The organism is Lewinellaceae bacterium (genome assembly GCA_020636135.1).
GTDB lineage: Bacteria > Bacteroidota > Bacteroidia > Chitinophagales > Saprospiraceae > JAGQXC01.
Genome location: JACJYK010000001.1, coordinates 3,562,344 through 3,581,645 on the forward strand (window position 1 = coordinate 3,562,344; position 19,302 = coordinate 3,581,645).

16 protein-coding genes and 1 pseudogene are annotated in these 19,302 nt (G+C 47.2%); 8 read left to right on the forward strand and 9 right to left on the reverse strand.

Annotated features, from left to right (window positions below; translation table 11 throughout):
- Nucleotides 1-36: 36 nt before the first annotated feature.
- A complete protein-coding gene (locus H6570_13700; protein MCB9320332.1) occupies nucleotides 37-1,260 on the reverse strand; it encodes a metallophosphoesterase in 1,224 nt (407 codons plus the stop codon).
- A gap of 216 nt (nucleotides 1,261-1,476) precedes the next feature.
- Between H6570_13700 and H6570_13705 the strand changes: the two genes are divergently transcribed.
- Entirely contained in the window at nucleotides 1,477-4,530 is a 3,054-nt protein-coding gene (locus tag H6570_13705; GenBank protein MCB9320333.1) for a T9SS type A sorting domain-containing protein, read from the forward strand.
- A 157-nt stretch (nucleotides 4,531-4,687) separates the two neighbouring features.
- On the opposite strand, the gene rplS is transcribed toward H6570_13705, so the two are convergent.
- Together rplS and H6570_13715 are read right to left on the reverse strand one after the other, a co-directional pair.
- The gene (gene rplS, locus H6570_13710) at nucleotides 4,688-5,053 is read right to left on the reverse strand and encodes a 50S ribosomal protein L19 (protein ID MCB9320334.1); all 366 of its coding nucleotides are present in this window, start codon (nucleotides 5,051-5,053) and stop codon (nucleotides 4,688-4,690) included.
- Between the two features lie 71 nt (nucleotides 5,054-5,124).
- On the reverse strand, nucleotides 5,125-7,407 hold the full coding sequence (locus tag H6570_13715) for a PKD domain-containing protein (protein ID MCB9320335.1): 2,283 nt from the start codon (nucleotides 7,405-7,407) through the stop codon (nucleotides 5,125-5,127).
- 111 nt (nucleotides 7,408-7,518) lie between these two features.
- On the opposite strand from H6570_13715, the gene H6570_13720 reads away from it, so the two are divergent.
- Complete coding sequence (locus H6570_13720) at nucleotides 7,519-8,085, forward strand: Sua5/YciO/YrdC/YwlC family protein (GenBank protein MCB9320336.1); 567 nt, start codon at nucleotides 7,519-7,521, stop codon at nucleotides 8,083-8,085.
- Nucleotides 8,086-8,090: 5 nt separating this feature from the next.
- On the opposite strand, the gene H6570_13725 is transcribed toward H6570_13720, so the two are convergent.
- Nucleotides 8,091-9,686, reverse strand: coding sequence for a S41 family peptidase (locus H6570_13725; GenBank protein ID MCB9320337.1), 1,596 nt, complete (start codon nucleotides 9,684-9,686; stop codon nucleotides 8,091-8,093).
- 158 nt (nucleotides 9,687-9,844) lie between these two features.
- On the opposite strand from H6570_13725, the gene H6570_13730 reads away from it, so the two are divergent.
- Nucleotides 9,845-10,309, forward strand: coding sequence for an Lrp/AsnC ligand binding domain-containing protein (locus tag H6570_13730; protein ID MCB9320338.1), 465 nt, complete (start codon nucleotides 9,845-9,847; stop codon nucleotides 10,307-10,309).
- Nucleotides 10,310-10,581: 272 nt separating this feature from the next.
- Here the strand turns inward: H6570_13730 and H6570_13735 are convergent, their stop codons facing one another.
- Nucleotides 10,582-11,451 (reverse strand): RNA polymerase sigma factor RpoD/SigA, encoded by an 870-nt coding sequence (locus H6570_13735; GenBank protein MCB9320339.1) that lies wholly within the window; start codon nucleotides 11,449-11,451, stop codon nucleotides 10,582-10,584.
- A gap of 320 nt (nucleotides 11,452-11,771) precedes the next feature.
- Here H6570_13735 and H6570_13740 point away from each other — a divergent pair, with 320 nt between their 5' ends.
- The gene (locus H6570_13740) at nucleotides 11,772-12,152 is read left to right on the forward strand and encodes an activator of HSP90 ATPase 1 family protein (GenBank protein ID MCB9320340.1); all 381 of its coding nucleotides are present in this window, start codon (nucleotides 11,772-11,774) and stop codon (nucleotides 12,150-12,152) included.
- 132 nt (nucleotides 12,153-12,284) lie between these two features.
- Here the strand turns inward: H6570_13740 and H6570_13745 are convergent, their stop codons facing one another.
- The 3 genes and pseudogenes from H6570_13745 to H6570_13755 all read right to left on the reverse strand — a co-directional run bounded on the left by H6570_13745 (nucleotide 12,285) and on the right by H6570_13755 (nucleotide 14,743).
- Complete coding sequence (locus H6570_13745) at nucleotides 12,285-13,328, reverse strand: NAD(P)/FAD-dependent oxidoreductase (protein MCB9320341.1); 1,044 nt, start codon at nucleotides 13,326-13,328, stop codon at nucleotides 12,285-12,287.
- 84 nt (nucleotides 13,329-13,412) lie between these two features.
- Nucleotides 13,413-14,218, reverse strand: a pseudogene (locus tag H6570_13750) (class I SAM-dependent methyltransferase).
- A 36-nt stretch (nucleotides 14,219-14,254) separates the two neighbouring features.
- Entirely contained in the window at nucleotides 14,255-14,743 is a 489-nt protein-coding gene (locus H6570_13755) for an FKBP-type peptidyl-prolyl cis-trans isomerase (GenBank protein ID MCB9320342.1), read from the reverse strand.
- Between the two features lie 182 nt (nucleotides 14,744-14,925).
- On the opposite strand from H6570_13755, the gene H6570_13760 reads away from it, so the two are divergent.
- Both H6570_13760 and H6570_13765 read left to right on the forward strand, forming a co-directional pair.
- Nucleotides 14,926-15,249: a transposase gene (locus tag H6570_13760; protein MCB9320343.1), complete on the forward strand. Its 324-nt coding sequence runs from the start codon at nucleotides 14,926-14,928 to the stop codon at nucleotides 15,247-15,249.
- Nucleotides 15,249-16,232, forward strand: coding sequence for a DDE-type integrase/transposase/recombinase (locus tag H6570_13765; protein ID MCB9320344.1), 984 nt, complete (start codon nucleotides 15,249-15,251; stop codon nucleotides 16,230-16,232). Before H6570_13760 ends, H6570_13765 begins: the two co-directional genes overlap by 1 nt.
- A gap of 197 nt (nucleotides 16,233-16,429) precedes the next feature.
- Here the strand turns inward: H6570_13765 and H6570_13770 are convergent, their stop codons facing one another.
- On the reverse strand, nucleotides 16,430-17,209 hold the full coding sequence (locus H6570_13770; GenBank protein ID MCB9320345.1) for an enoyl-CoA hydratase/isomerase family protein: 780 nt from the start codon (nucleotides 17,207-17,209) through the stop codon (nucleotides 16,430-16,432).
- Nucleotides 17,210-17,317: 108 nt separating this feature from the next.
- Between H6570_13770 and H6570_13775 the strand changes: the two genes are divergently transcribed.
- Nucleotides 17,318-18,085, forward strand: coding sequence for a class I SAM-dependent methyltransferase (locus H6570_13775; GenBank protein MCB9320346.1), 768 nt, complete (start codon nucleotides 17,318-17,320; stop codon nucleotides 18,083-18,085).
- A gap of 52 nt (nucleotides 18,086-18,137) precedes the next feature.
- Nucleotides 18,138-19,043: a glycosyltransferase family 2 protein gene (locus H6570_13780; GenBank protein MCB9320347.1), complete on the forward strand. Its 906-nt coding sequence runs from the start codon at nucleotides 18,138-18,140 to the stop codon at nucleotides 19,041-19,043.
- The last annotated feature ends 259 nt before the right edge of the window (nucleotides 19,044-19,302 follow it).

Genomic DNA, 19,302 nt, shown 5'->3' on the forward strand with positions numbered 1-19,302 from the left:
TAGCTCTTTAATTTAGTCCGGCATCTGGCCTGGTGCTTAAACCGCCTGTAATTCCAGGCAGGTGATTTCCGGTAAGATACCGACTCTGCCGGGATATGCCAAAAAGCCAAATCCACGGTTTACATACAAATACTGTTCCCCATCCTGATACAGGCCAGCCCACTCCTTGTAAATATATTCAATGGGGCTCCATTTAAAACCGGGAATCTCTATCCCAAATTGTGCACCATGCGTATGTCCTGAAAGGGTCAGTCCGATATCACGGTAATCTTTGGTCACCTCATAGTGCCAGTGACTGGGATCATGGGAAAGCAATAATTTGAAATCCACTTCGGGACAACCCTCATTCGCTACCTTCAAATCACCGTACCGTGCAAACTGAAGTCGGGCCGAATAATTCTCCACACCTACAATACCGATCCGGGCTCCATTGATATCCAGGACCCGGTGTTCGTTGCGCAGCAAATCCCATCCCAGGTCGCTGTGATGGCTGCACAGCCTGGCAAAATTGGCTTGTTTATCGGCCTGGCTCGGCCACCGCACATAATCACCATAATCGTGGTTTCCCAGGATGGAGTAAACCCCGTATTTCGCTTTGACCTTGCTAAAAACTTCCAGATAGGGTTCGATTTCCGTGGCTTCATTATTCACAAGGTCGCCGGTAAAACAAACCAGATCCGGTTCCAGCTCATTGATCATCTGAACAGCTTTTTCGATTGGAGTCTCCCGGTAGAAACTCCCGGAGTGTATGTCACTGATCTGGACGATCCGTAACCCATCAAGCGATTTGGGTAACCCGGCAACCGGAACTTTCTGCCGGAATAACGTATATCGATAGGCATTCCTTACGGCACCATACATCAGTGAGAGGAATGGAATGGCGCCAATCATCAGGGCGAGGTTGGCCATAAATGCCGATCTTGACGGCATATGCCAGGTCTGTTTGGTGGCCAATGTACCAATCCCGGTAAATAACCGGCGCAGGTCATCCAGGAACATAAACACACCCAGGAACAGGCCTCCGATGATGTTGGCCATGACCAGGGTCCGGATAAACATCTCCAGCATCTTGGGTAAGGTGTGGGAACCCACCAAGCTCAACCAGGAAAAGTAAAACACCGTCAGTCCGGCCAGAGCCCAGAATAGGGTATTTAAGAAAATCCGGCCCCAGGAGAGCTGGTATAACCCGGTATGACGAATGGCCTGCCATGCATACCACTCGATGAAACCCAGAAAAACAATGAAAATCAGAAACCGCATAACCAATTAGGAACAGGACGTTAACGTTTAATGTTTAGATGTACAGTAAACGCCCAACCTGCATTTTAGTTGCGTGGTTGGAAGCAGAGATATATTAAAATTGATGTCATGCAAAGGAAGTATTTAGTCAGTACATTAAATATTATGATTTTATTGCATGGTTTTTGTGATATCTAACTCAGCATGCATGTTTACCTTGTCAACACCTCAAAGCGTATGAAGCTAGCCGTACGATCTATAGGAAGTATACTACTGGTCATCTCCACCATCCTGGCATTCCACCAGAATCTAAGTGCCCAGCGATGCTATCAGAGCGACATTATGGTAAAGGGAGGTGGTCAGTATGCCCGTTTTTGCCCTACTGATGGTAACACTGATCTCTTACATCTTACCTCCACCGACTCCTCCGGCCTTTATTATTCGTATATATTGGTGAATCTTCAGGATCAAATCATTTACGCCCGCCGTGATTCCGCATTCGACCTGGACAACCTTGCCAATGGCACCTATCGCTTTTGGGGAGTCTCCCACAGTGACACCCTGGTGTGGACAGCGGGACTTGATGTCATCACAGTTCGGGCAAAGAACGATGGTTGTGCCAACCTTTCGAATTCAGTTGTGACTGTATATAAAGATGAACCTGACGCCGGTACGGTAACCTTATTATCCGGCACAAGAGACACGGTATATTGCAGCTCACTTTCTACCAACGATACCATACGTGTCAAAAGGGCTCTGGCATCCAATCTTTATTACACCTACTTTCTGATCAATGGCAACGGAGTACTGGTCGCCATGAATGATGATGGATTATTTGACTTGCGGGGACAGCCCGACGGCTTTTTTCAGATCATTGGCGTATCCTACTCCGGCATCATCAATGTCATACCGGGAGATATCATCAATGAAAATTCGATCATTGGGTGCTCGGAATACAGCCTCCCGGTCACGGTTACCAAATCCACCCCTACGGCAGGACTGATCCGCTTCACCTCCCTGGATACCGTCGCGACCGTCTGTCCCGGAGATGGCAATACCGACTGGCTGGTCATGCGCAAAACGGCTTACAGTACTGCCTTCAGTTATGGGTATCTGATCACCGACAATGCAGGCAAGCTGATCCGGTTTTCCAGCAAAGACTCGGTCAATTTTGAGCAATCGGCATTGGGCATCAACCGGATCTATGGATTGAGTTACAGCGGCACAGTGACCGTGCAGCCCGGTGATACCATCTGGACCGTTGACAGCCTGACTTCTGGTTGCTGGAATGTGACCGACCGTTATCTTACTGTTCACCTGGTAGAACCAAAGGCTGGAAGGATCCGGGCCTTAAATCAGGATTCCATCCTGTATGCCTGTCCGGGAGACAATCTTCCTGACCGGTTTTTCTTTGACACCGTCGGAGCTACACCGAATGCAGTTCGCTATGTCGTCACCGATGAAAAAAACATTATAACCCGGGTACTTTCAACCAATTTCACCGATTTTGAAGCGACCGGAGTTGGCATTGCCAGGGTATATTCAATCTCATACATCGGCGAATACCTGGCCAAAGTGGGTGACACGCTGTTTGTAACCAACCTGGTTAAAGGATGTTTTGCCATATCAGATAATTATCTGGAAGTCATCAAAAATATCCCGGAAGGAGGACAGGTATCCATGTTGGAGGGAGATACCGTCCTTTATCTGTGTAATAATACCTCAGGGGCAGTGGTTTACCGCTTTAAGAACAACAGTCCACAACCTTTGCGCTACGATTATGTTCTGACCAATGAGGCCAATCAGATCCTGGATATCGCTTCCGGCGACTCCTACGTATTTTCCGATATTCCCCGTGGAGAAATCCGGATCTGGGGTGTTGCTTATTCGGGAAACAGGTTACTGGAAGCTGGAGACCATCTGTTGGTTTCCTCCTATTCGGACGCTTGTTTTGAAGTCTCCACCAACTATATCCACGTCATCAAAGATGTCCCATTCGCCGGACAGATTGCTCTTACCGATGGGTCCCTGGGTAAATTTTTCTGCCTGAACAGTGAAGGCCCGGCCGTAGTGCAGTATACCAACACGGGGTCGGCCAAATCAAAGTATACGTTTGTGGTCACCGATGAAAGTGACAAAATCGTACGTATATCAACCAGCAAATCCTTTGACCTGAAATCAATGCCGGTTGGTGGGTACCGTATTTATGGCGTTTCCTATACCGGCGACATTCTGGTTAAGAATGGCGATTTCCTGCAGAGCAAGGCTTTTTCCAACGATTGCTTCGATGTCAGCGATCAGTTCATACATGTGATCCGTGACAATCCCTATGCTGGCAGGATTCAGGCTCTTGGTGGGACTGCCAGAGTATTTACTTGTCCACTTAATGACAACCTGGATTATGTGCACTTTCAGCATCCGGAGGCGGTTGCCATTAAATATGCCTTTGTGGTCACCGACACCTTTGACAATATCACCCAATTTACATTCCTGGACAGTATCGACTTTGGTTTTTCACAACCTGGTAAGTGCCGTGTCTATGGGGTTGGCTTTGAGGGCGCCTTCGCTGCCCGAGTAGGCAACAACATCCGGTCCATAGCTTTCTCGGACGGGTGCTACGACCTGACCAACAATTATGTGGAAATCATCAAGCGGGATCCGCCAAACACCAACATCAGTTCCCCAGCCGGAGACTCGATTACCATCTGTGTAAATGATGATCAGGAAGATTTGATCACATTTGCCACGGACGACAAGACCGGCATTCCGGTAGGTTATGTCATCACAGATCTGAACAGCAGGATCATTGGCCAGAGCCTGGCCAATCCGGTCCCTTTCAATGATCTGCCTCCCGGCCTTTCCCGGGTATACGCTGTAACCTTTACCGGTCAATGGGTGCCCCGTACCGGATTCTTCCTCCTCGATCGTCCCTTATCCGATGATTGTTACACCATTTCGAACAACTTCATCAAGGTCAATAAAATGAATACCGGTAACCGGTGTGTGACGGTATCCGTCCACGAACCGGAGGTGACCAAAACTTATTTTGCCGTTCAGCCCAATCCTAACCAGGGCCGGCTGGAAGTCAACCTGCTCGAACCTTCACTGCGGTACGATCTGACCCATATCGAGGTATTGGACATCCTGGGTCGCTCTCTGCACCAGTGGACATGGCAGAGTGGTGCAACCAGACAAACGCTGGATCTCAATGAACTATCCAACGGTACCTATTGGCTTCGTTTCCGGACGAATCGCAACGCCTGGGTGACGAAGATCCAGGTGGTTAAATAATAGCGGGAGAATGAGGGAATGGTAGCAGGTTGTGGGGGATGAATGGTTCCGTTTCCATAACTTTTCAACTTATTACCTCATCACCTCAACAAAACAAAAAAGGCCCCATCTTACGATGGCGCCTTCTATATCATTTGTTGATTTCCCGGTCAGGAGATCAAGCCTCAGTCTTCTTGATGAATTTCTTTTCTTTGATCCGGCTCTTCTTACCGGAGAGATTGCGCAGGTAGAACAGACGTGCACGACGTACTTTACCAAATTTTACCACCTCGATCTCGGTGATGTTCGGGGAAGCATACGGGAAAATACGCTCCACACCTACCCCATTGGATACTTTACGTACCGTAAATGTCTTGGTTCCGCCTTCTCCACTGATCTGGATGACATCACCTCTGAATTTCTGGATACGCTCTTTGTCTCCTTCAATGATCTTATAACTGACGATGATGTTATCTCCTGATTTAAAAGCAGGATAGTTCTTCGTCGGGTTCATCTGTTCGTGCACAAATTGTACGTAATCCATGATTCATTCTTTTAAAGAGCGGCAAAGATACAAATACTTCTACTATAAATGCATGCTAATTTTAAATATTTTTATCGCACAACAGTAGCAAATCCCTTGACTTCGTGTGCTTTACCCCGGGGGTCGGTATACCGGACCAGGCAGACATAGACGCCATTGGGTGCGTCATCACCTACATTATTCATCCTTCCATTCCATCCTTCATAAGGATCACCCGTCTCAAATACGCGTTGGCCCCAGCGGTTCCAGATACTGAAGGAATAATTAAACATCCAGTCCGTATTGCCCTGACCAATGTAAACTTCGTTTTTCCCATCCCCATTGGGTGTAAAGGCATTGGGTAAAAAATAACGTACGATCGGCTTGACGTCGATCTCTGCTGTTGCAGTATCCGTGCAGCCCGAAGAATGGATGACGATCTGCCGCACCGTATACGTACCTGTGTCCTGAAAATTATACTGGGGATTAGGCAAGGTAGAGGTTCCTTCGTCACCGAATTGCCAGAACCAGCGGGCAGCGCGCTGGGACTCATCGGTGAAGCTTACGACAGGTTCCAGATTTGAAGGCTCATCGGGACTGTATTTGAAGCCTGCCTGCGGCGATTCCTTCACCACGATCCAATCCTTCCACGATGCCTGGGTTTTACATCCAATGGGAGATATCAGCTGCAGGCTTACGTCAAAGGTCCCCGGCACTTCGTACGTATGGACCGGACTGATGTCATGTCCCACCGTGCCATCACCGAAGTCCCAATCGATCTCATATGTGGAGTCAATCGGCACCGACAGGTTATGAAAGAAAATATTTCCCGGCACACATCCCAGATACGAACTAGGCTCGATCACCAGATAACGCGGTACCGGATAATAAGGCAACTCTTTCGTCAGTGTTTCCCGGCACTGGTTGGCGTCTATAACAGTCAGGGTAACCGGATGAGTCCCCGGCACCGGGTAGGTGTAGCGGGGATTTTTAACGGTGCTGGTGCCTCCCTCACCAAACTGCCAGGACCATCGCTGCAGTCCGCCGGTTGCTCCCGTCGTGGAAAGATCGGTAAAGACCGTCTCTCCCGCGATACAGGTATCGTAGGCATATTTAAAGTCAACTTTCAGGTCCGGATATACATTCACCGTGAGGTTAAGTGAATCCGAACACTTGGATCCCCGGTTAAGGACCATTTTACCATTGTAGTTACCCAGACCAGGGAAAGTAAAAGAGGCGTTACGATCCGAATTATGGACTTTCTGGCCTCCGATGACAAACTCCCAGTCATAACTATTAATATAGGCCTGCTGGTAAGATTGGTTGAGAAAATCCACTGTAAAGCTGCCGCATGAATTGATGACGTAATCCTTTTGTATCACGGTATCCGCCTCTACCTCTGCACGGACCAGATTCTGACATTGCGTCACATTAAACTGAAAATCGCGCTGAACCGACCCGATGCGTATCCCGTTACGGTATTCCGTCACACACACCCCTACTACGAATTGACCAAATACATCGGGTTTGCCCGTAATCAGTCCTGTATTGGGATTGATGGATACCACCGGGTTGCCGGACATCGGCTCGGAGACATTGTACTGTGGATTGTAGATCACATTGGGATACGGCGGAGGACAATTCACCGGACTTGGTTTGACTCCATCGCAATCCGTCTCCATCCCGGGAAATCCAGCTGATCCTCCTCTTCCACCGCCGGCAATAGGTGCGCAAAATTCATAAACCAGTTGATCACCATCACGGTCTGTTGCCGAGTGGTCAAAATCAATGTCATCATTCACACAGATTACAATGGGTGGAAAGTTTTTGAATACCGGACTGTTGTTGCAAAATTGCTGGGCGGGCGCGGTAATCTCTACCATATAGGTAGCGCCATAGGCGCCGGGATTCACAATGTTGGCAATGGTCTCATTCCGGCAACAACGCTGGTGGGTAATAAAATAGCTCCCGTTGATTACCGGAAGGGAAATGCGGAAGGTATAACTTGTTCCTTCCACGCATACATTGGGCGGAATTACGACGCAGGCATCGTCCTCCGGCTGAATAGACCGGATTGCGCCACGGTTCTGGGTAACCAGATCCACAAAATAGTACCGGGTACTGTCCCAGCGGAAAATACCGAATACTGCCTGGTCATCGAAGGGAGCTCCATTCACTGCCCCGCAATCCCGGAATAGATTCATCGTCACCTCGTATTGACGGGTATTTCCGTTTTCCCCGATACAGCGGTAGGTCATTTCCCCACCAATGATGTGTCTTGCCATTCCCGGCATCAGCGCCAGCAAGAGCAATAAAAGGCTCAGAATAAACCGGTTAAACGGATGATGATCTATATTATTAAGAATACGCCGCATGATCTTTAGCTAAGACAAACTAAATGCCGTTTCCAGCACGTTAAGATACCTTGATATAACGAAGAATGCCGATAGATACGTTGGTATGATCCTTGAAAGTTATCCTAAAATATGCTTGATTCTACACATCTTAACGATATCATAACGATTTTAGAACAGGATGGGTTGCTATTGCTCCCATCGGATACCACCTGGGCCGTAGTGGGTGACGCTCTTTCCGGTATCGCACATGTCAGACTTTCCCGGTTGAAGGAGCGCGAGATCAAACGACCGTTCAGCTTGCTGGTGGATTCGATCGACCTGCTTAAACGCTACGTGCCCCATATCCATCCCCGGGTAGAGACCTTATTGTTTTACCACGAACGTCCCCTGACCGTCATTTACGATCGCCCGGCAAACCTGCCGCCCCATTGTGTCTCACCAGAACGAACGGTGGCTATCCGCATTACCATGGATCCCCTGTTAAAACAAATCATCCATACCCTGGACCGGCCATTGCTTACCTCCTCTGCCAATCATACCGGTAAACCTTATCCGGTCTCCTTTAATGACATTCCTCCGGAGATCCTGGATGGCGTAGATCGGGTCATCCGGCCGAGTCATTATAAGCAGCCGGCTGAGCCTTCCGTACTGGTACGCTATTCCAACCGGGGTGAACTGATCTTTTTAAGGGAATAAACGGATTATTTTTCCAGTGCTTTAAGAGCTTTCTCAACACATTCGTCGTGATTTACGCTGAATGTATTCGCGATGTCCGGACCCTGGAAATAATAAAGCATCCGGTCAAGGATCAATCGCTCCACCGTCCGGTCCATACCTGAAGGCCAACGCAACGATTTGCCTCCAAAATTTTGTAATTCGCGCTTCCAGTTATGCGATTTTGTCCAGTTCACATACTGATCTGCTTCCTGATATGTGGACAACTCCGGATATTCACGTGACAGCTGATACATCCAGGAGTACAAATTGCCTTCAATAGCCTGATATTCCGGACTGAGTACGAAACTATCCATGGGTACAAACACATCGGGATAGATACCTCCTTTGGCGTAAAGCACCTTGCCTCTAGGTGTCTTGTAAGGTGTGCTGTCAAGCACCGGTATCTGAGCTGCATCGGTCAGTTCGCCATGCTGGGAGCGATCGTACAGCTCGTGCTGATAGGCGTCACGATCCTGATAGGATTTCTGGATGAGTCGTCCCAGCGGGGTATAATAACGCTCGATGGTCAGCAATAATGCCGATCCGTCACCCAGGGGAAATTCTTTCTGCACCAATCCTTTACCAAAGGTGCGGCGCCCTACCAGGACGCCACGGTCCCAGTCCTGTATAGCGCCAGCCAGGATCTCACTGGCTGATGCGGAACCTTCATCAACCAGGACAGCTATCTTATTAACCGGGAAGAAAGCCTGGCCGGAAGAACGGTACTCCCGCTTTTGACCATTCCGGGTTACCGTATAGACCAACAATTTATCTTTCTCAACAAAGAGCTGGCTCAGGATCTGCACCACCTGTTGCAAATAACCTCCCGGGTTGCCGCGCAGGTCAATGACCAAATCTTTGGCTTTTTTCTGCTGAACTAAGTTTTCAACGGCCACCATAAACTGGCGGTAGGTCTCCATACTGAACTGCCGCACGCGGATATACCCCACCTGATCGGTAAGCATCTGGTAATGATCCACCGAATTGGTAGGCACCAGATCTCTGGTCACCAGGACGGTATCGATGGTGGCTGCATTGCTACGACGTACCGCAATGCGCAAATCCGGCTGGTTGGGCTCTCGGATGAGGTCACTCAGTTTATCAAACTCACTGGCGAAATCCAGTGTGTTGGTGCCATTGATGGCCAGAATGGCATCACCCCGGCCCAGGCCTGCTCTCTCTGCAGGTGAGGCTTCAACTGTTCGCAGGATGATCGGTGTATCCTGAACAAAGAAAAATTCAGCACCTATCCCTGAATAATGTCCTTCGTGATTCTCAGCCTCCAGAGCCACCTCTTTCGCTGTAAGGTAGTTGGAGTGCGGATCCAGCTGATCGATGATCGACCGGATGGTCTCATCCACCAGCTCACCCCGGTGCACGGTATCAATGTATTTCGCATCGATGTACTTGAGCACCTCCTCAATCTTGTCATCCTGATCCAATACCATGACCGTGTCCAGGGTCGGATGATATTGGTTTCCCAGTTTAGGCACCATTTTTACGCCTGCCATCATTCCCAGTGCTACGGTAACACCCAACAAGGCCGGCTGCCAGATACGATACGAAGAAGGAATTTGCATGGAGTCAAAGTTATGGATTCCATTGATTTGAATATCCGATTAACGTGAATATTCATACATCAGTTGCAATGGATGCACCCATTTAGACGAAAAAATTTATAATTAATAAAAAACGTCCTATATTTTCAGCAAAATATTAAAAATCATCCCGATTCTCAATGAGCGAAATTGATACCCTGGACCGCAAGATTCTTTCCATCCTCATGAAAGATGCAAATGTCCCTTATACTGAAATAGCTAAAAAGCTGTTTGTCTCCGGTGGAACGGTCCATGTCCGGATGAAAAAAATGGAACAGATGGGTATCGTGAAAGGTTCCCATCTCGATGTGGATTACGCCATGCTGGGGTATGACATTACTGCATTTCTCGGAGTCTATCTTGAAAAGAGCTCATTGTACGACGATGTTGCGAAGCATCTACTGAAGATCCCGGAAGTTGTTGATGCGCACTATACCACCGGCATTTACAGCGTTTTTGTCAAGATCATCTGCCGTGATACCGACCACTTGCGGGAAATCCTCCACGACAAAATCCAGCAGATTGGGGGCATCCAGCGCACGGAAACCTTCATCTCACTCCAGGAGAGTATTTCGCGGCCACTGATCATGGAACCTGAAGACTAGTATGGGGAAGGTGGAAGGAGAAAGGAAAAAGGAAAAAGGTGAAAGGAGAAAGAATGAAGGTTGCAGGTTCTGACTGTGTAATATTCCATTTATTACGCGTCGAAAGAGAACAGGAGGATGTTCCTTGTTAACCAGGGCCATTCGGAATCAAAGCTTGAAAGTTGTACGAATCCGAATACAATTAGATTTTCAAAAGTCTGTGGACCCCAAATAAAAATCTCGTACCCGGAAAACCAGATACGAGACTTTCTCTATGAATCATTCTATAGCTGCTACGCTCCGAGGTAATGCTTCAGCAATTTACTTCTGGAAGCGCTGCGCAGTTTGTTAATGGCTTTATCCTTGATCTGGCGGACACGCTCGCGCGTCAAACCAAATTTCTCGCCAATGTCTTCGAGGGACATCGGGTGTTCTACGCCAATACCGAAATAAAGCTTAATTACGTCACATTGACGGTCGGTCAGGGTGGACAGGGACCTTTCAATTTCCTGACGAAGTGATTCGTCGTATTCCAGATGCTGGTCAGTGCCTGGCGTATTGTCGTTTTCAAGTACATCCAGTAAAGAGTTATCTTCTCCGTCGACAAATGGTGCATCCATCGATACGTGGCGTGCAGCCACACCCAGTGTTGTTTCAACCTCTTCGGTGGGGATCTCCAGCATGTTAGCCAGTTCTTCAACCGATGGTTCGCGCTCAAACTCCTGCTCCAATTCTGAAAAAGCGCGGTTGATCTTATTCAATGAGCCAACTTTGTTCAGCGGCAGGCGGACAATCCTCGATTGCTCGGCCAATGCCTGGAGAATGGACTGGCGAATCCACCAAACGGCGTAGGAGATAAATTTAAATCCGCGGGTTTCATCAAATCGCTGAGCTGCCTTGATCAGGCCAAGATTGCCTTCATTGATCAGGTCAGACAGGGAAAGTCCCTGATTCTGATATTGCTTGGCTACCGAAACGACGAAACGAAGATTGGCTTTCGTAAGGCGCTCAAGGGCAAGTTGATCACCCTGCTTAATACGCTTAGCCAAATCTACTTCCTCTTCCGGCGTCAGCAGGTCTACCTTACCAATCTCCTGCAAGTACTTTTCCAATGATTGACTCTCGCGATTGGTAATAGACTTTGTAATCTTTAATTGTCTCATGCAATGCCTGTTTTAGGATTTATGTACGATCTCAATATTCGTCCTATACAAAGAAGATAGGGTGATCTTTGGTAAACTGTCTTGTGTTATAAAAAAGTTCTGATTGGAATTCAACGCACAAAGGTAAGACTTTTAACGATACGTAACAAGCTATATAGACGCGACAAACTCCACCCAAGTCACACAAAATCAAGTCTAATAATTCGTTTTTTACCAAAAAAGTTCAAATGCCCCTGAAAAAATCAAATCACGCATTTTCCTTGTGATTTGGCAAAAATATTTATATTCCGCGCCAAACCGCGCATATCCGGTTATATTGAATGAAACGAATCAAATACGAACTTGAGTTTATTTTTCGCGCCTCGCCGGCCATCGTCTATAAGTTCCTGACTGCTCCATCCTGTCTGATCAGGTGGTTTTGTGATGGTGTAGACATCAATGGTGAAATCTATAGCTTTGAGTGGCAGGGCTTTGGAGAGGATGCTTACATGATCGATGACATCGAGGAGGAACGCATTCGCTTCCAATGGATGGAAAGTGACTATCCCGATGAATACTTTGAATTCCGCATGTATAAATCACCCATTACTGAAGAGACCATCCTGGAGATCACCGACTTTTGTGATGAATCCGAACTGGAAGACCAGAAAGCACTCTGGGCCAGTCAGGTCACCAAGCTCCGCAAGGAAACGGGCGGTTAAATGGTTGGTCTGGATTTGAGATGCCGGATTTAAGATTTAAGATTTGAGATTTAAGATTTGAGATTTAAGATTTGAGATTTAAGATTTGAGATTTGAGATTTTGAACTCGTTCCGGTGATTTACTTACTCGGTCTAACTCTGGAATCCTGTAACACCCACCACCGTCGTATACTTAAAGGAGGGCTTCTTGTCCGGATAGACGTGATTGAACGCAAACTGGCACATGATGGCTGCTTCGTGGAAACCACACAGGATCAGTTTCAGCTTTCCGGGATAAGTGTTGATGTCCCCCACCGCATAAATACCCGGCACATTGGTGCTGTAATCCATAGTATTTACTTCAATCGCGTTGCGACTGATGTTTAAGCCCCAATCTGCTATCGGCCCCAGTTCCGGAGAAAGGCCAAACAAAGGAATGAAATAATCGACGGCTAACTGTTCCTCCCCCGTTTCAGTGACGAGCGTAACCTCACTCAGATGACCTTCCCCTTTCAGGGTGGTGATCTGAGCTTGTTTGACCAGCCGGATCTTTCCCTCGGCAGCCAATTGATGGACCTTATCCACCGACTCAAGCGCTCCGCGAAACTCTGTCCGGCGGTGAACCAACGTAACTTCTTTTGCCACATTGGCCAAATAAATAGACCAGTCCAGGGCGGAATCCCCTCCGCCGGCGATAACAACGCGCTTGTCTCTGAATTTTTCCGGATCCTTGATGATGTAGTCCACACCCCGGTCCTCGTACTCCTCCAGGCCTGGCAAGTTGGGCTTGCGCGGCTCGAAACAACCCAATCCACCGGCAATAACCACCACCCTGGCATGAATAATGGTTCCACGATTCGTGGTCAGAGTAAACCCAGTATCCGTTTTAATCAATTTTTCCGCCCGTTCACCAAAAGTGAACCCAGGTTTAAAAGGTTCAATCTGCTTCATCAGATTGTCAACCAGCTCCTGGGCAAGGATTTCCGGATATCCCGGAATGTCGTAAATGGGTTTCTTGGGATAAATTTCTGACAACTGGCCACCAGGTCCGGCCAGGGCATCCACCAGATGGCAATGCATCTTCAGCAGTCCGGCTTCAAAAACCGTAAATAGGCCACAGGGTCCCGCACCTACAATTACAATGTCCGTTTTTATAGAGCCATGATCATCAGAGCTGGCTTGCTGCAGATTGTCCATCTTTCTTCGTTTTTAAATTCGTTCGCAGGTTACGGTATTTGTCCGCAAGATAACCATTCGGTATTTTAGATTATGGGCACTGGATCACCGATCATTCACCCCAACCAAAAAATAAACAGCCGTGGTCAGAAAATTACGCACCCAGGGCATCCTGGTTATCAGGGGAAGCTGAACTCTGGGCTTCAAATTGAATTTGGACTCGTAAACCGGATTGATCAGCCAATATTTTTCAGCCAAAATGGTCATTCCGTTTCCGGCGACGATCCGCTTGAAGCGTTCGATGCTGATCCCGGTATCCCATATCTCCTGTTGACCGATAATCTTCACTTCCCTTTCACCACCCCAGCTTAATACCTTCCGGTACAGCGTCCAGGGCAACAGATGGATGTATGGCATTTTACTCAGCCACTTATTCTCCAGCATTTGCTGATGCCCGCCAAATGGCATTTGCCAGGGTGGAAATCCAAAAAAGATCACGCCTCCCGGTTTCAGAAACTGCTTGAGCCAGGGAATGAATTTTTCCTGATCTGGGATGTGTTCAATGACATCCTTCATGACGATGACATCAAACAGCTCCTCAAAATCCTGATCCGGCCTGATGTCATAGATGTTCTTACTCCAGAAATCCAATTTACCCTTCCGGATCCAGTCATCATGAAATTCTTTTGCCAATGCTACCCGACTGGGGCTCAATTCGATACCCAGGCCATGATGCCCTTTCTCGACAAATGCCTGGATCACCCGCCTTCCCCGCTACCAATTTACAATACGTGGAGGGGAGCTTGCAATGCTTTGATACATTCAATGAATGGAATGACATACTGATCGGTAACCCGGTGGGTCAACGCTACATAGCGCTTTTTGTCTTTATGATATTCGTATTCGTACAAGGTCTTGGATTAAGGAATAAGGATTTCAGGTTCTCCTTATTCGTGTACGTGTCCATGATCGAGTTCGGACTCGGTGGCTTCCCGCACTTCCCGCACATTGACGGTAAAGAATAAATCCTGCCCGGCCATGGGATGATTGAAGTCAACCTGTACTTTATCCAAACCTACCTTTTTAATGACTCCGCGATGGACACCGCCCTGCATATCCTGCATGTTGATCATCTGACCAAGTTTCAGATTGTCGTAATCCACCTTGCCGTCAACCTGAAAGTTTTCAATGGCAATGTCAATCAGAGCCTCATCTTCATACTCGCCATAGGCATCTTCACTATGCACCTGAAAAGCAACTTCATCACCAGTCTTTTTGCCCTCCAGTTCTGCTTCAAATCCCGGTATCATCATACCAATACCAAAAATAAATTTCAAGGGTTCTCCACCGGTGGTCTCCTCTACCAATTCGCCCTGTGCATTATCTTTCTGGAGTTTATAGTCCACCACCACGACTTTGTTTTTTTCTATGATCATGTTTTCGATTGATGTTGGTGCACCCTGATTAGTCTTTCCAGATGCTGGATTTACCAATGGAGGCACATCGATTTCTTAAAAACCACAAAGGTAGGCAAAGGTGATGAGGTGTGCATCCCCTCTGACCCCCTAAATAGATGGAGAAAATGCGCTTAATTTTATAACCATAAAAAAGAGTGCAAATGACTCGTCACAGAAGGAGCTTCACGGTAGCTCAGAAATTAGAAATCATACAATTTAGCAAGCGACATGGGGTAACACGAGCACGCCGGGAATATGAATTGTCGGATAGTGTGTTACGTCGGTGGATTGACCGTTATGAAAAGGATGGCTCCATCGGACTGGAGAATCGATCACCAGTGGTAAAGACCGATTTAGAAGTTGAGAATGAGCAGTTGAAACGAGAGTTAAAAGCGTATAAAGAGATGCTGGCGGAAAAAGAGCTGGCCTTGCGGATCAAAGAAGAGCTGCTAAAAAAAAGCCAAATACGCTTGAAGAACGATTGATGGTCGCAGAAATGTTCATAGCAGAGGGGCATCCGGTGCGTCTAGTATTGAAGTACACCGGTGTTGCATCGAGTACTTACTACGGCAGGAAAGCACGTAGAAATACGAACGGTAAACGTGGATGTCGGGCATCGGAACACACGATGACCTATTCGGGACAATGGGTCTGGAATGAACAGGTCGTAGAAGACATCAAATGGATCCTGGATCAAGAGTTTGTGGATTATGGATACCGAAAAGTCACGCGATGGCTGCAACAGTCCAGGCATTACATGATCAACGAAAAGAAGGTATACCGTTTGATGAAGGAGCATCAATTGGTCAACAAGAAGAAAAGGCAAGCAAGGCCCAGGGACAGGGAATGGGTCAAGGATCTGTTACCACCATGCCGTATCAGTCTGGAGTATCTGGAAATAGATATCAAATATGGCTATGTCCACGGGCAGCGTCGCAATGGATTAACGGTTACCGTGATCGATGTAGAATCCCGTTGGGTGCTGGGTCATTATATGGCCTGGTCGATTCAGAAGAGAGATATTATTAAACTGTTTGAACAGATCTTTTCGCTGTATTCACTTCCGAAGAAAATCTATGTTCGCAACGATAATGGATCCCAATTTATAGCCGCAGAAGTGCGTCAGTATTTTGCCAACCAGCAGGTCAGTCAAGAATTTATCAAACCAGCTACGCCAGAACAGAATGCTCATATTGAATCGTACCACAGCATCGTAGAAAAACTGATCTGGCAGTCTTATGATTTTGAAGACCTCGGACAGGCTTCACAAACGTATGATCGATTTATCCAGTTTTACAATTATGAGCGTATCCATTCTGGTATTGGATACACTTCACCGTACCGGTATTTGACGAAAAAGAAGATTGACTTACCGGAAAAAAACTTATTGTTGCGTACCGCTTTGTGTTGCCGAAACTTGTCCTGTGATGTAGTAGGACACCGAACGCTAAGAAGCACATTTGATTGACAATGCCCACTTAAGGTTCCGTTCGGTGGGTTTGGCAATCAAAGGTGCTGATCAAGAATCATTGCTGCCAACTAGTAAATGTCCAAACGTGGACCAACATAAAATTTTAATAAGTGTATCGTCTCCCATTTATAGGGGGTTAACCCACATCCAATTAAGTCGAATAAGTATTGGGTCTTACTCGTCGGGATCCTGTCTTAACGGCCTGTAAAGCGTGGAGCTCGTTTCTCCAGAAATGCATTGACTCCTTCCTTAAAATCACGGGTCTCGAAGAGCCATCCGAACCGGTCTATCTCCAGGGCAAACCCATCAATGGCCGGGTCATGGTACGCCTGGACGCAGCGTACGATCTCCTGGATGGCCAGAGGACCTTTCGCAGCGATCTTTTTCAATAGTCTGACAGCTTCCGGAAGCAGGCTTTCCAGAGGATATACCCCCGTCACCAAACCAGCCTGTAAAGCCTCCGCAGCATTGATCATTTCTCCCGTAAGCAACCAATGCACTGCCCTGCCGTGTCCTACCAGCCGGATCAGACGCTGCGTGCCGCCATACCCGGGTATGGTACCCAGGTTGACCTCGGGTTGACCAAACCGGGCATTTTCACTGGCCAGGCGGATATGGCAAGCCATAGCCAATTCAAGCCCGCCTCCCAGGGCAAATCCATTGATGGCAGCAATTACCGGAACCGGATACGTTTCGATGGCTTTGAAGATTTCCTGACCATAGGCCGAGAGAGCGGCTGCCTCCTGTTTGGCCAAACCCACAAATTCCTTGATATCAGCTCCGGCGATGAATGCTTTTTCACCCGATCCGGTAAGGATTATTCCACGTACAGCCTTATCCACCTGGTTATCAACAAACAGGGCATGGAGCTCTTCCATGGTTTGGCGATTCAGGGCATTCAGGGCATCAGGCCTGGCTATGGTTACTTTAAGGAATTGCTCCTCAGGCTCGACCAGTACATTTTTCTGTTCCATTTTTCAGGGTTTTCTCTAAAGGTAAATCGAAAGAAAAAAATATTGAACATTGGACGGCAGTTGTCCTGACCATTTGAGTAATTTTCCACCGGGTAATCGATGCAAGCCATGACAAATGAAAATGATCTATTAAGATTTTTCCTGAATCACAAGGAGAATAAAATTCTCAAGTGGAGACATTATTTTGATGTTTACGATCGCTATTTCAGCAAGTACCGGGGTCTTCCTGTCCGGATCCTGGAAATAGGGGTATTTGACGGAGGATCGCTACACATGTGGCGCGATTATTTTGGCACTGATGCACAAATATTTGGCATCGACATCCTTCCGGAGTGCAAAAAGCTTGAAGACGATGGATTCCACATTTCCATTGGGTCTCAGACTGACCGGTCATTCCTGCGAGCTTTCCTGGCCAGCACCGAACCTTTCGACATTATTCTGGATGACGGCGGCCACACTATGCGACAGCAGATCACCACGTTTCAGGAACTCTATAAACATGTGAAGCCGGATGGCTTGTATCTCTGTGAGGACATGCACACATCCTATTGGTCAAAATATGGAGGAGGAATACGACGACCAGGAACCTTTATGGAGTATAGTAAAAAAATGGTGGACCAGCTCAATGCATGGCACAGTGAGCAAAGCAGGTTTCATGTTGATCAAATCACAAAAACAACTTATTCTGTCCATTACTACGACTCAATAGTGGTATTTGAAAAGAGGCTTATGAATCCACCGGAAAAGATGGAGACCGGTGAATACAGTATTGTAGACTATGACCGGATGACCAATAGATCGCTGGGTCAGCGTATCCAGGGCCGCCTGTACATGATGGCCAGTCAAGTCCTCCGGTTACTTCATTTGCCGGGATAATGAAAAACCAACCGGGCTTAATTTACACAGACCCCAAAATCACCAGGACAGTATGAAGATAACAGTCATCCTGACTCTGTACAATTCGGAAAAAATAGTTCTGAAGACCATTCATTCCATCCTGTCTCAGGATGGAATTGGCAAATTGTTTGATCTCGAACTGCTCGTCGTCGACGATTGCTCAAGTGACCGAACCAGGTCCTTGCTAGACCAGGCTAATATCACATATCTTACCACCCCCTTCAATTCAGGTGGACCCAACCGCGGGCGAAATATGGGTCTACGTCTGGCTACCGGTGATTACATTACGATTGTCGATCATGATGATGAGTGGAAACCCTGCCGCATCAAAGCACTTTTACCTTACCTGGATAAAGCACCCATAATCACTTCAGGCTTTGTGACCAAATATTTAGACAATGGTAAAGAATACGAAGTCGTCGCTTCCAAGAACACGGATCATTTAATGTTTCCTGAAAATGCCACCTTTATTCAAAAGCTCACAAAAACAAATAGAGGTCAGAATACTTATCTGGGTAGCATTGTTTTTCACAACTCATTGAAAAACATTTTTTTTGAGGAACATTTTGGAGTGGTTGATTTTGATTGGATCCTCCGGCTTTTTCATAAACAACCATCCCTGGAAATCAGCCAGGTACTCTATACGCGGTATGTTGACAAAATAAATCTGTCCAGAAATGAAAATTACCGGAGGAAAGATTTTTTCTATTCTCTCTATACATTGGATGGCTACAAAAATCAATATCCTAAAGCCCACCGGACAGGATATCGCAGGTTGCACGGGAGCCGGGCTAGGTATTTTTATGTCAATAAGCAGATGGAAGAAGCGCGGTTTTATCTTATGCGCTCTGAGTTTTCATGGAAATCCATCGGTTATTTCCTCACCTCCTTCCTGGGATCATCCTGGATAACCAATAAATACCGGGTGTTTGAATAAATCCAGGTGACTGATGCATTCCGGTGAAGGGCAGGGACCCGGTAGCTTTTAAACCATCATGCCCTTCTGAATGGGATAAAAGCTTCAACCATTCCAGTATGCTAAAGAATTTTCAAAGCTGAAAAGAACAACTTTAAGTGGCGCCGGGCATCCCCAATCAACAGCCTGTTTCAATTGGCTAATTTGCTTATCTTCACCCTCTGTTGAATGATAAAGCAGACCAGACTGGACCATCCGCGGGCAATTAAACCTCTCAAGA